Raw genomic sequence first — 12623 nt, forward strand, 5'->3', positions numbered from 1 at the left:
CCTCCAATAATGGACGCTTATACCCCTGAACAAGCTGCGCGGGGGGGCGATTCTGAGCGATTAGCGAGGCTTTGGGTGTGGCTGCCTCGCGCAGCTTCTCGTGGGGTATCAGACCCTCGGCAGGGCTGCAGGAAGAGGCAATGATGCTTGCTGCTGCGCAGCAGTTGTTGTTTACAGGCGTGGCGATTCCGTTGTTTTTGCGGAGCAAAGCGGGTTGGGGTTGAGTGACGTTCAGTGCGTGCGTCATGCCGCTTTCCTCCGGTGTTCGATATCGAGTTGATCCATCAGGCGCTGGTGATACGCGTTCCGAGCGTCGTTGGGTGGCCAAGGGCGGATGGTTTCGGCTGAAGGTTCGATACCGTCTAGGTAATCGCAGATATCCGCATCGGTTGGCATGAGATCGCGGTGCTCGGTGGCCATTGCAACGAGGCTGGCCTGGTACACGCAGTCAGGGGGCTCGAGGGGTAGGTCAAATCGCTCGCAAATACGTTGCCAGATAAGTTCTTCAAAATGCTGGTGAACGAACATCCATACGCTGGGGTGTTCGTCGATGAGGGCCACATACGCGTCGGCGGCGGCATAAAGTAGAGCTGCGAGTTTGTGCTCTTCTGGCACCAAGGCGGCAACGATGCAGCTGTGCTGAGCAACACTGTAAAACTCTCGGGCATGGCCGTTGAAGTTGCACAGATGAGCGAGCGCGTGCGAGATGTCGTGTGGGTCAATCATGATGGTGTCGGGCTTGAACAGTTCGAAGCGTTTGCCGGTAGAAGTCAGAATTTCGTTCATGCAGCGTTCTCCTGATTTGCTGGCTCCAGAAGTGCTGCGATGGCAAGCGCTTGGTCGCGAAGGGTACGGGTGTCGCGTTCCAGTTTTTTGCCCGTGCGGAATGCGGCGAATGTCTCGGCGGCGATCCGGAGCTTGTCTGCGATGTCGAGCAGCGTTTGACGCTCGGGTTCGCCGAGTGCCAACGCTTGCTGGAGACGTTTGCTAAATTGCGCCAAGTGAGCGTGGTCGGCCTTGATGAAGTCGAGCGAGGCCCTCAGCTCGCGAATGGTCTTGGCGCTTTCAGCGCGGAGGATGTCGTCGCTTTCTTTCCTGCCGGCGGACATGCCGTCGCTGTGCCCCATAAAGTAGCCGGCCCAGACTAGTAAGCCAGCCAGGGTGATAAGGGCGATGAGTGCGCAGATCTGAACTGCAGTCATGTGGTGTGCTCCTGGTGATGTCATTCATTGGCTGGTGGTGGCAGCCATTCGGTGTGTGGGGGTTACTCGTTGGTGTCGTCCTGCTGTCTCTGCATGTCTTCGTCGGCCTTATAGGCGCGGATGTCGATCAGTGAGGCGACGTGCCGGATGTGTGCGTACTTCGGTGCCTTGCGGCTGGTGTCCAGTGTGGTGATTGGGAGCTGGATGCGTCCGCTGCTGATCTCGGCGACAAACGATTGCTCGTTGAGATTGCGGAAGTACTGCTCGCGGACTTTTTCCAGCGGGATCAGCACATCGCCGAAGATGCGATAAAGCAGTTCGACGGTGGCTGAGTCCGGGGCCGGGAGCAGGCGGAGCGGGTTTTGTGCTGTGTTACTCATGGCTTTGTTGGGCCTCCTTGCGTTGTGTTCTGGCCGGGTGGTTCCAGGCGTTCAGGCAGTGCCGTTTGGTGAGCTCGCGCAGATGTTCGGGCACTTCGAGGAGCGCGGCGTTGCGCTCCTCTCGTGTCCGCATGGCGATGATCTGGCGGGCGTATTCCCTAGGCCACGTCACGGTTTTCTGCCGGGATGGCAGGCAGGTCGATGCCCAACTGTTCGGCCAGCCAGCGGATGCCGGGTTGTTTCACCCTGGTCGACTGGCTGTACTGCATGCCGAGTTGGCCGTGGTACCACTGGCCGTCCTTGATGCGCAGGTAATCGCGGTCGCGGTTGGGGTAGGCCGGTAGGTTCTTCTCGTTGAGTAGGCCTTTTTCCCGCATGCGAGCGATGAGCTTTGGCCGGGTGAGGCCGAGTTGGGTTGCGGCTTGGGCGAGGTTGCGTTCCATGGCGCCCCCCTTATGCCGCGTGTGCGGCTGGGGTGGCCGCTGCAGCGAGGTGGTTGATGGACTCGGTAACCTTGCCGTAGATCTCGACATCGGTGCCGTACGCGGTGAAGCACCGGGTGTGTGGGCTTTTGTTGCCGATGCTCAGGATGGTGGTGACACCCGAGCGCGATTGAGTACGGTGAAGCGCGACAACTAGGGGATAGTCGAAGCCCATGTCGAGGTTCAGCACGCCTCCGGTGCGTACCAGCTCGAACACTCGTTGCTTGTCCGATACTTCAAAGCGGCCGTATTCGCGGCTGGCGTGCGATCGCTGCACCAGATCGCTGGAGTTGCTCGTGTCGAACGGGCCATTGGCGATTTCTTCGATAAAGTCGGCCAGCTTAAGGTGCATCTTCTTGTCGTTCTGCAGCGTCAGCGTGTGGCGTTCGCTGCCCAATTCGACGACGAAGGTGCTTTCCGTTGTGCCACGTTCAGCCCTGAGGCGAAACGCCAGGCACTCCCGCTTGGGCGCTGTCCGGAGTACATGGTTGAAGGTCTCGCTCAGATTGACTTGGGCATTGAGCAACTGCAGGGTGCGGTTGTCGATTTTGAACTTGATCATGCCGCGTGCCCTCCGCCGTTCGGCTCGAATTTTTCGGGGGCGGTACTCGCTTTCTGCTTCGGTTTGGTGGGGACGAACGAGCAGCCGCTCTCGCGGGCAAGGCGACGGATTTCGAAAGTTCGGAAGGGGTCGGCAGCGGTCGGATGGACGTGCAGGGTTGCTGTGGTGTGCATGGTGTTGCCTCGCTCTGTGGTGGAAGAGTGAGGAAAAGTTAACCTTAAAGGTTAATTGCGTCAATAAAAATATCCTTATAGGTATTTCTCGCTTTGATCATGTCGATGATCGGTGATGGCAAAAGAGAATCATTGGTTGCTAAGATTGAGGTCTCACATTTCAACTACGGAGCGGTTCAGGTGAGTGAGTTTTTTGAAATTGCGTATGCAGCAGCCTCTAAACGACTGTGTTTTTTCACTGGAACGGGATTTTCTAAAGCAGTAACTGCCAACCAAGCACCGAGTTGGCAAGAACTATTGGAGGTGGCTTGTGATGCGACTTTAAATCCTGAGCCGCTTAAACAAGCATTGTTCCCAAAGGATGGACCTAATCCATTGAGTTTAGAGGAGGCAGCTCAAGTAATTGCTCTCGAACTCTCAAAGGTTGATAAAGATATTCATAATGAGATTGCAGCGGAAATCAGTAAATTATCACTGATGGGTGATAATTCAATAATTGCCAGTTTTTTGATGTCTAACTTTGTAGATGTTGTGACTACCAATTATGACAATCTTGTTGAGGTCTTGTCGGGTAATGGATGTCACTCTTTGACCCCGGGGATTCCAGTTCCGCGCTCAGACGCTAGAGTAAAGGTTTATCACGTCCACGGGTCTATTGTTAGTCCTCAAAATATGGTGGTTACGTCTGAGGATTATTTTAAATTTATTAACGGTGAATCGTATTTCTCTAGGAAACTAAGTACGGTTCTTCATGAGAATACAGTGGTGATTCTCGGTTATTCATTAGGGGATACAAATCTCAAGGCGATCATTAATGAGTATCGAGGTTTCTCCAAAAGTCATGTTATTGGTTCTAACATATTTTTTGTGTCACGATCTCTTGTGAGTCAATACGTTAAGGATTACTACCATCACTGCTATGGGATACGCGTATTAGACGGTATGCAGGTCCATGAGTTTTTCCAGCGTCTTAGCTATCACATGCCCGCTGCAACGGCATGTGCGCTTCCATCATTGAGTAACATCAGAGATATTTTGCAATTTGGAAAAGTTTATACACCTCACTATTTGCAGTCGGAAAACTCATTTTACGAGATAGTGTCATCTTTTTCCGCGGTTGGTGTCAGCATAAATCATCAGACTGTAGTGGAATGTATAGGTAAAATAATTCAAACAAAACTCGAATTGACATCGGTGAATGGTGCGTGGGAGCAATATCATCAGATGGCAAAGTGGTTGGTATATCTGGGGAGTATATTGGAGATTAAAGGTACTTCAATTGAAGGTACTTATCTTTCGGCAGTGAAGTCTTCTATGAGTAGTATGCGAAGTGGGTACTATCTTGGATATTCATGGGATGCTTATAAGTGTTGGTACTCCAAGTGGAATAGCTTGATCTCCTCCAATAGATCAATGATTAAAAAATTCATACACCAAAATTTGCCTTGGCCTGATGCTCATACTGTTGTTGATCAGTAGAGCGCCCATGCGGCGAATATTAGTATTCGCCGCATGGCAATCAGAGATTGATACGCTGTTACAGGTCTGAGATTTTCCACCTGGCCCTACCACAAATAACCCACTCCTCTGTCATCCGTATTATCCGTTCAGGCCAGTCGGGATTTAGTGCATACAGATAACGTTCGCCACCTTCTTGTTTTAATTGTTTAAGTGTCGCAGCTTGATCCCTTGTCCTCTTTGCCGCGACAAAGTGGCCAGGTAGCGCCTCCAGGGAAGGATCAATCACGATTTTATCGCCCTCCGTGAATTTTGGCTCCATGCTCATACCTTCAACACGAAGGATGAAAGCTCGAGGGCCTACGGGGCCCGGTGCGTCTATCCATTCTTCAGCATCACTTGGGTCAAAATTTACGTGAGTCTCGCACCAAGCCCCGGCTGCGATCGCTCCCATTACTGGAAGCTTGCGACCTGTATGACAGAGTACAGTTGCGTTGTTGAACTCACCGATGCCGTACGGCATATCGAGATACCCATCGTGTAGATGAAGAGCCTTTTCAATCTCACGAGCAATCTGGTCGCCAATACCCTTCGTCGGGTTCTTGCCCCCGAAAGCACTCACTTGGGCTGGTGCCTTACCTAATCGGTCGGCAACGTCCGTCAGGCGGAGTCCTTGCTCAGCAATGACTCTGCGGAAATTCTGTAGGCGGGTATCTGAGATTTTCATCAGGCGATTTTGGCCGGATTAACCTTGTGGGTGAATGTCTCTTCGGGTATTGCAAAAAATAACCTTAAAGGTTAATTTGTTCCTCGGAGGTATTCTATGAAGCTACGAGACTACATAACCGATTTAGATTTACGAGGGCTTGAGGCATACGCCACGCGCTGTCGTATCGCTGTTAGTTATCTGCGTCTACACGTCAAATATGCGAGCAAAGATCCTAGTGTTTCGTTGATCAAAGCGTTGGCTCGTGAGAGTGAAGGCCGGGTTTCGTTAAGCGAAGTTCTTGAGCATTTCGGCGTCACAGAGACCGCTACGTTGGTCAAAGCAGCATAGCTAGAAAAAAGGCGACCCAAAGGTCGCCCAGTTCCTCCCGGCACGCACCACCACAGCGCTGTCGGGTCGCGATAAAGGTAGGCGGGCACACCACATGCAACCACCTCTCTTTATCGCGCTTTTCCAAGGCTCGGAAGCCTTGGTGTTGCTGCCTTTTCCACCACAGATTGGGCAGCTGTTGCGCCAGGGGTGAACAACGGATTGTTCGCCCCGGCACGGTGCCGGTATCGATCCCGAAGATCTAGCCGGCGCTTGGGCCCTTTCAAGCCACGCGGCAAATGTATCACCACTGCATGTCGCGCGGCACTGGCAACTTACAAGGATTAATGCCATGAGCCGTATCATTCTGAGCTCTCTAGACCGGGCGCAGCGGGAAGTTTTGCCGCTCGATCTTGCGCTTTACCATGCTGCACGGGACTACCCCGGCGGTGCCGCTGCCATCGCCGCCACCACCGGCCGTAATGCGACCACACTGCAGCACAAACTTTCCCCGACCCATCCCAGCCACACGGTGAACATTCAAGAGTTCGGCGAGATTCTGGAGCTGACCAAGGATCGCCGCATTTTGGATGCGGTGCATGCGTTGGTTGGTGACACGACCTGGCAGGAGCTGGCCGAGGCGTACACCAATGACATGCCCGAGACGCTGACCACCGGGATTGCCGAGTACTTCCGGCAAGTGGCGGATCTGGCGGATACCTGGGCCAAGAGCATTGGCGACGGGATTGTTTCTGATGAGGAGCTGGCCGCGATTCGCCTGCAGGTGTTTCGTGGGATTCAGGGGCTGCTGGGGATGTTTAACCGTGCCACGTATGTCAACCAGACGACGCGGGGTGTTGATCGTGGCTGATATCGCTGACTTCGCTAATGACCTGGTGCAAGAGCGTATCGATCAAGCGCTCGCTGCACGCAACGCCGCCAAACCCGCTTTGGCGGCGCATTCGTTTCTGTTCTGCGAAACGTGTGATGACCCGATCCCTGAGGCCCGTCGTTTGGCGCAGCTCGGCTGCACGCAATGCGTGGGATGCCTTTCTGTCGACGAACTGAAGGGGGCACGCCATGCTGGATGAGGTTCTGGGGCAATTCGCTGATTACGGGCTTGAGCCAGCGCAGCCATTGGTTTTCGGCAAGCTCACCCGGTGCAAGACGGCGCAGGACAAGGGCAAGGAAAAGAACGGCTGGTACATCGCCCATGAGCATCACACCGAGAAAGGCGAGACGCTGATTTTCGGAGCATTCGGTGATTGGCGTTCGGGTGAGTCGCAGAAGATCAAGGTCAAGGCCGGGCGGATGTCGCCGGAAGAGCGTGAGGTTATGCGTGCTCGGCAGGAAGAGGCCAAACGCCGCGCTGCAGAGATTGCGGCCAGTGCGGCACGTCGTGCAGCCAAGCGAGCGGCGGGCATGTTCAAGCGTATGCCGGAGAAGGGCCGTAGCGACTATCTGGATCGTAAGCAGATCGTCGGTATCGGTGTTCGGTATGCGCCGCGCACTGGTGCGTTCCTGGTGCCGATGTGCAACGTGCGTGACGAGATTGTCGGCCTGCAGGTGGTGTTTCCAACCAAGCAGGAAGACACCGGCCGGGACAAGACGTATTGGCCCTATGGGATGTCGAAGGAGGGCGCTTTTCACCTGATCGGTCCGCATCCGGATCCGGGTGAGCCGGTGCTGGTCTGTGAGGGCTACGCCACGGGCGCAAGCCTGCATATGGCGACTTCGCTGACTGTGGCCATCGCATTTGACGCCGGCAATTTGCTGGTGGTGTGCAAGGCAATGCGTGAGCGCTTCGCCGGCTGCCCGTTGATCATCTGTCGGGATGACGACTGGAAGACCACCAAGCCGAATGGCGATGCGTGGAACCCTGGTGAAGAGAAGGCCAACAATGCGGCGCTGATCGTCGGTGGCCAGGTGGTTGCGCCAATCTTTTCCGGTGAGCGTGAGATCAAGTGGACCGACTTCAACGACCTGCATGTTGCCGAAGGTTTGGAGGCTGTGCGCCGTCAGGTACTGGCGGTGGTGAAGCCGCCGGCCGCTGGTGGCTGGAAAGACATGCTGGCTCGAAGTGAAAGTGGCGCGCTGATTGCGCACATGCAGAACGTCGAGTTGATCCTGGCCAACGATGAACGCTGGGCCGGGGTGATCAGTTATAGCGCGTTCAGTTCGAAGATCGTGAAGCTGCGTGCGGCGCCTTACGGCGGCGGCACGGGCGATTGGGCGGACATCGATGATGTGCGGGTGATGAAGTGGCTCGCGCAGCAGTACAACTTGCGGGTCAAGGCGTCGCATGTGATTGAAGCGGTGAGTGTGGTTGCGCATGACCATGCGTTTCATCCGGTGCGGCAATATCTGCGCAAGCTTGAGTGGGATCGCGTGCCGCGTCTGGAAAGCTGGCTCACGGATGTCATGGGCGTGAAGGCCACCGATTACTCGAGCAAGGTCGGCAAGCGCTGGATGTTGTCGGCCGTGGCGCGGGTGATGAAGCCGGGCTGCAAGGCTGACTCGGTGATGATCCTTGAGGGTGCGCAGGGCGCCGGTAAGTCGACGGCGATGAGCATTCTCGGCGGCGAGTGGTTCATGGATACGCCGTTCGCTCTCGGCGACAAGGATGGCTTTCAGGCGATCCGGGGCAAGTGGATCGTCGAGCTGGGTGAGCTGGACAGTTTCAACAAGGCTGAGAGCACCAAGGCCAAGCAGTTTTTCTCGGCGTCCACCGATACCTACCGTGAGAGTTACGGCCGTCGGACGATGGACGTGCCGCGCCAGTGTGTGTTCGTGGGTACGACGAACCAGGACGAGTACCTGAAGGACGCGACCGGTAACCGCCGTTATTGGCCGGTGGCATGTACGAAGGTGGATCTGGAGCTGTTGCGCTCGATCCGCGATCAGCTTTGGGCCGAGGCGGTGTTCTGTTACGACGTGGGCGACCTTTGGTGGGTGACGCTTGATGAAGCGGCGATGTTCGGCGAGGAGCAGGACGAGCGCTTTGTGGTGGACGAGTGGGAAGGGCCGATTCTGACCTGGCTGGAAGAGTCGCAGATCGGCGAGACCACCACCGGTAGCGACGTGCTGACCAGTGCGTTGAAGTTGGACTTTGGGCATTGGGGCAAGCCTGAGCAGATGCGCGTCGGGGCGATCATGCATCGGTTGGGATGGCGCCGTGTTCGGATGCCGCCGCTGGTGAAGAGTGGTCAGCGGCCCTGGGCTTACAAGAAACCTGCAGGGTGGGGCGGTGCTTCGGCGTTGAAGCGGGAACCGATTGAGGAGCCTTGCTTTGATTAAGGAGATCGATTCGCTGCTTCGATTGTGGGCGCAGGAGCTGCATTCCGAACATTCGAAAGGGGGGCTTGCTGGGGGGAACATGGTTGCCATGATGATGGAGAGCAATGGGCAACTGATCCGTGGACGGCGGGCCTTTCGTGCGCCGCTGGAGAGTTCTCTCGACATCGAGCTGATTGTGACCAAGCATCTGGCGCCCGAGCTGGTGACGGTTGTTCGGGAGCATTACTGCACGCTCGATGTGGATATGCGCTTGCGGTACGCGCACTGCGGTTGTGGCCGTGACACGTACTACCAGCGTTTGCATGAGGCACACCTGCAGATCTTCGGCGTGATGATGGGGTTGGCTGCGTGACCCCTGGCATTCGTCCGGCTGTTGCTGTCCCACTGGCCCGTCTTGTCCCGCTGCGTTTTGATGCAGTGGGACAGGTGCGGGCCTTGTCGTTGTTGGGCTGTCCCACCGTCCCGCTACAAAGTGCCTCCCGCCCGTGTAAGCGTAGCGGGCAGCAGTACGCGCGTTTCACGCGCATGCGTGTTCTTTAAGATTCTTCCTTTACACGAGAAAGGAGAGAGATAAGTAGGACAGTGGGGCGAAGCCCCGAATTTAGGCGCTCTGAGGCGTCCCACTTCAATTCTGAATGGTGGGACAGATGGGACGCCGCCGAAACAGCAGAATGCCGGGGTGGGATATTCGCCGACATTCGCTAGGCGTTCACCCGGTGTTACCCACATATTCGCCGGGTGGCATTAAACCGGGGTTGCTGCCACCGGAATCGACCTGTAAAAAGTAGTCATCTTCGATAGGTGCGACCGCAGAGAGCGGCAGGCACCACACCACCAAACCCGGCCATTGCGCCGGGTTTTTGCGTTTAGGGGTTGGCGATGACAAACGAGCAACAAGCGCTGGCAGAGATGCCGATCTGGTTAGTGATCGTCCTGGCCCTGGTCGGCGGCGTATCGGGGGAGATGTGGCGAGCAGACAAGGATGGGGCGCGGGGCTGGGTATTGTTGCGCCGCCTCGCGCTTCGGTCCGGTGCCTGCATTGTCTGTGGGGTGTCGGCGATGATGCTGATGATCGCCGCCGGTATGACGATCTGGACGGCGGGCGCCTTGGGGTGCCTGACGGCGATGGCCGGTGCTGATGTGGCGATCGGGTTGTACGAACGCTGGGCTGCCAAGCGGCTGGGCGTCTGCGAAGTACCGCCTGCCGGGGGCGAGCAAGGGTGATGCACCGATCTGGTGCGCCGAAAACCGCCGGGGACCCTGGGGGTATCTGAAGGACACGGGGTCGGAAACCCGCGGGAAACTGTTAGCCGCAGACTTCCCAGCTTACTGAAATTTCAATCATTGAAATCTTGAAAGGATTCATTGAAATACGTTGAAAAAGGAGGGCTCATGACAGAACCAACCTACCTGTCGAAGAGCGCCTTCGCGGCCCGGCTCGGCAGGTCGCCGAGTTACATCACCTGGCTGAAAGACAACAACCGTTTGGTGCTTTCGCCCAATGGCAAACAGGTTGATGTACATGCCACCGAAGCGCTGATTCGCGACACCGCCGACCCGAGCAAGGCCGCCGTTGCTGAACGCCATCAACAAGATCGGATTCAGCGCAACGTTTACAGCCAACTGTCGACCCAAACCGAGCCGACTTCCATGGCTGCGCCGCCGCTGGCGGCTCCGACGACAGACAAGCATCCGGATTTTCAGAAGGCACGCGCGCACCGTGAGTTCTACTTGGCGCAGATGGCCGAGATGGAGTTTCACAAAGCACAGGGCTCAACAGTCGACGTTACGGCAGTTCAGTCCGGGGCATACAACGCCGGTCGCATGCTTCGCGACACGTTGCTGGGTATGCCTCCGCAACTGGCTCCGGAACTGGCGGCCATGTCGGATCCATGGGAGATCGAACGACACCTGACTGCAGCATTGAGACAACGGCTTGAGGACGCCGGCCGTATGTCCTCTGAGGAATTCGGCCACACACTGGATACTAACTGGGAGGTGATAGATGAACCTGACCAGATCTGATGGAGCGACGGTGTACTGCGAGGCTTATTTCCGGGGGCTTCAACCTGACCCGGATGTGTGGGTGGACGAGTGGGCCGACGAATACATGCGTATTCCGCGTGATTCAGGTGCCGCTGAGCCCGGCCAATACCGCACCTCTCGCACCCCTTACGCACGTGAGCCGATGCGCTGTTTATCGCCAGCTCACCCCTGCAAGCGCGTCGTTACGATGGTGGCTTCGCAGTTGATGAAAACCCAAATCGCCTTAAATTGGATTGGTGGCCTGATCCATATGGCACCGTCCAATATCCTGACACTGCTGCCGAGCCTTAGCCTGGCTAAGCGGGTGTCATCGAGGATCAGCAAGACCATCAAGGCCACGCCCGTTCTGCGTAAGCGAGTGGCGTCCAGTCGGTCTCGTGACTCCCGCAACACGATGGACACCAAAGAGTTTGAAGGTGGTTCGCTGTACGTGACCACTGCGGGTTCCGCGGCCAACTTGGCCGAGCTCTCAGCGCGCTATGTGTACGGCGATGAGGTGGATCGTTGGGAAGTCGACGTCGGAGAGGAGGGTGATCCCATCGAGCTGGCAGAGACTCGGGGCAGTACCTTTGGCCGGAATGCCAAGTTCTACTTCTCCAGCTCACCAACGATCAAAGGTGCTTCGCGTATCAGTGATCTGTTCGAGTCCAGCGATCAACGTTACTTCTACGTGCCGTGTCCAACTTGCGGGCACAAGCAGGTACTGGAGTGGGAACGTTTGCTCTACTCCAAGGATTACCAGCTCATTCACTACCAGTGTGCTGGGCCTGAGTGCGACGTGTTGATCGAGGAGCACCATAAGGGCTGGATGCTTGCCAATGGCGAGTGGATAGCCCATGCCGAAGGTGATGGCGAAACGGTTGGCTTTCATCTCAACGCGTTGTACTCGCCACCAGGCTGGATGGACTGGCGTACGCTGGCCAGGCAGTACGAGAAGGCCAAGCGGGCACAGGCGAAAGGCGATCTTGAACCGATGCAGGTGTTCTACAACACCCGACTGGCCAAGGTCTGGGACAGCGCTCAAGAGCAAACCAAAGCCGATGTTCTTATGGACCGGGCGCGTCTGGAGAGCTACGGCCTCGGCTCAATGCCGTCCGGTTCGCTGATGCTTACCGCCGCCGTCGACGTTCAGGCTAACCGTCTGGAGTTGATGGTCATGGGCTGGGGCTTTGGTATGGAGCGTTGGGTGATTGATCACAAGGTGATCTCAGGCGATCCCGCTGATGAGCGAACTTGGGCGGTACTTGATGACTTGCTCAAAGCTCGCTACCGGCACCCTTGCGGTGTCGGCTTGGCGATTCTTGCCACGGCTGTCGACTCCGGGGGCCATCACACCGATGAGGTCTACCAGTTCTGCCGCATGCGGCGCTGGCGCAACATCTTCGCCATCAAAGGTGCGAGCAAACCCGGCAGACCGGTGATTGCCCAGCGGCCCTCGATGGTCGACGTGACCTGGAAGGGTCAGACCGAGCGCCACGGCGCCGAGCTGTGGTTTGTCGGTACCGACACCGCCAAGGATTGGATCTACAACCGTTACCCGTTCCCGGATGGACCCGGCTCGCTGCATTTTGCCAACGATTTGCCGGACGACTTCTTCGCCCAATGTGTGGCAGAACGAAAGGTCGCTCGCTACGTCCGCGGCCATAAACGTGTCGAGTGGATCAAGGGCAAAGCCGAGCGCAACGAAGCACTAGACCTGATGGTCTATTGCCTGGCCATGGCGCATTACTTGGGCATCAATCGGTACCAGGAGCACGACTGGGATCGAGTACGTCAGGCACTGGCGCAGTCCGGGTTGTTCGACGATGCGCCGCCCAAGCCGGCCAAAGCCGAGTTCGTTGAACAAGCGGAAACAACGCCGCCGGCTGCTGTCCGGCAAGCTCAGCTGGCACCACCGACACCGGCTCCACCTGTCGCACCCGCGCGACCTGCTGCATCGCCATCACAACGCCGCAGCTCTACCAGCGGTTATCTTAAGAGACGCTGA

General features: G+C 56.7%; 14 protein-coding genes. 8 read left to right on the top strand and 6 right to left on the bottom strand.

Annotated elements, in window-relative coordinates:
- Positions 1 to 243: 243 nt before the first annotated feature.
- The 5 genes from K5Y35_RS17235 to K5Y35_RS17255 form a co-directional block, all read right to left on the bottom strand.
- Positions 244 to 786 carry a phosphohydrolase gene (locus K5Y35_RS17235; protein WP_222832424.1) on the bottom strand — a complete coding sequence of 181 codons (543 nt, stop codon included), beginning with the start codon at positions 784 to 786 and terminating at the stop codon, positions 244 to 246.
- A complete protein-coding gene (locus K5Y35_RS17240; protein ID WP_222832425.1) occupies positions 783 to 1202 on the bottom strand; it encodes a hypothetical protein in 420 nt (139 codons plus the stop codon). The genes K5Y35_RS17235 and K5Y35_RS17240 overlap by 4 nt, the downstream gene beginning before the upstream one ends.
- Before the next feature lie 62 nt (positions 1203 to 1264).
- Positions 1265 to 1582: a pyocin activator PrtN family protein gene (locus K5Y35_RS17245; RefSeq protein ID WP_098964747.1), complete on the bottom strand. Its 318-nt coding sequence runs from the start codon at positions 1580 to 1582 to the stop codon at positions 1265 to 1267.
- Positions 1583 to 1740: 158 nt separating this feature from the next.
- Positions 1741 to 2025, bottom strand: coding sequence for a phage antirepressor KilAC domain-containing protein (locus K5Y35_RS17250; RefSeq protein ID WP_222832426.1), 285 nt, complete (start codon positions 2023 to 2025; stop codon positions 1741 to 1743).
- A gap of 10 nt (positions 2026 to 2035) precedes the next feature.
- Complete coding sequence (locus tag K5Y35_RS17255; RefSeq protein WP_222832427.1) at positions 2036 to 2626, bottom strand: hypothetical protein; 591 nt, start codon at positions 2624 to 2626, stop codon at positions 2036 to 2038.
- A gap of 272 nt (positions 2627 to 2898) precedes the next feature.
- Here K5Y35_RS17255 and K5Y35_RS17260 point away from each other — a divergent pair, with 272 nt between their 5' ends.
- On the top strand, positions 2899 to 4278 hold the full coding sequence (locus K5Y35_RS17260) for an SIR2 family NAD-dependent protein deacylase (RefSeq protein WP_261991200.1): 1380 nt from the start codon (positions 2899 to 2901) through the stop codon (positions 4276 to 4278).
- 58 nt (positions 4279 to 4336) lie between these two features.
- Here K5Y35_RS17260 and K5Y35_RS17265 read toward each other — a convergent pair whose 3' ends face one another.
- Entirely contained in the window at positions 4337 to 4984 is a 648-nt protein-coding gene (locus tag K5Y35_RS17265; RefSeq protein WP_222832428.1) for a LexA family protein, read from the bottom strand.
- Between the two features lie 661 nt (positions 4985 to 5645).
- On the opposite strand from K5Y35_RS17265, the gene K5Y35_RS17270 reads away from it, so the two are divergent.
- The 7 genes from K5Y35_RS17270 to K5Y35_RS17300 all read left to right on the top strand — a co-directional run bounded on the left by K5Y35_RS17270 (position 5646) and on the right by K5Y35_RS17300 (position 12623).
- Positions 5646 to 6164, top strand: a complete 519-nt coding sequence (locus K5Y35_RS17270) for a phage regulatory CII family protein (protein ID WP_222832429.1) — start codon at positions 5646 to 5648, stop codon at positions 6162 to 6164.
- Positions 6157 to 6384: a TraR/DksA family transcriptional regulator gene (locus K5Y35_RS17275; protein ID WP_222832430.1), complete on the top strand. Its 228-nt coding sequence runs from the start codon at positions 6157 to 6159 to the stop codon at positions 6382 to 6384. Before K5Y35_RS17270 ends, K5Y35_RS17275 begins: the two co-directional genes overlap by 8 nt.
- Positions 6374 to 8590, top strand: a complete 2217-nt coding sequence (locus tag K5Y35_RS17280; protein WP_222832431.1) for a VapE domain-containing protein — start codon at positions 6374 to 6376, stop codon at positions 8588 to 8590. The genes K5Y35_RS17275 and K5Y35_RS17280 overlap by 11 nt, the downstream gene beginning before the upstream one ends.
- Complete coding sequence (locus tag K5Y35_RS17285; protein WP_119739013.1) at positions 8583 to 8942, top strand: hypothetical protein; 360 nt, start codon at positions 8583 to 8585, stop codon at positions 8940 to 8942. The genes K5Y35_RS17280 and K5Y35_RS17285 overlap by 8 nt, the downstream gene beginning before the upstream one ends.
- Before the next feature lie 527 nt (positions 8943 to 9469).
- Positions 9470 to 9814 carry a phage holin family protein gene (locus K5Y35_RS17290; protein WP_222832432.1) on the top strand — a complete coding sequence of 115 codons (345 nt, stop codon included), beginning with the start codon at positions 9470 to 9472 and terminating at the stop codon, positions 9812 to 9814.
- A gap of 168 nt (positions 9815 to 9982) precedes the next feature.
- Complete coding sequence (locus tag K5Y35_RS17295) at positions 9983 to 10615, top strand: terminase small subunit (protein WP_222832433.1); 633 nt, start codon at positions 9983 to 9985, stop codon at positions 10613 to 10615.
- Positions 10596 to 12623: a phage terminase large subunit family protein gene (locus K5Y35_RS17300; protein ID WP_222832434.1), complete on the top strand. Its 2028-nt coding sequence runs from the start codon at positions 10596 to 10598 to the stop codon at positions 12621 to 12623. Before K5Y35_RS17295 ends, K5Y35_RS17300 begins: the two co-directional genes overlap by 20 nt.

Origin of the sequence: Pseudomonas sp. SC3(2021) (assembly GCF_019856535.1) — a bacterium.
In the GTDB taxonomy this organism is placed as follows: Bacteria; Pseudomonadota; Gammaproteobacteria; order Pseudomonadales; family Pseudomonadaceae; genus Aquipseudomonas; species Aquipseudomonas monsensis.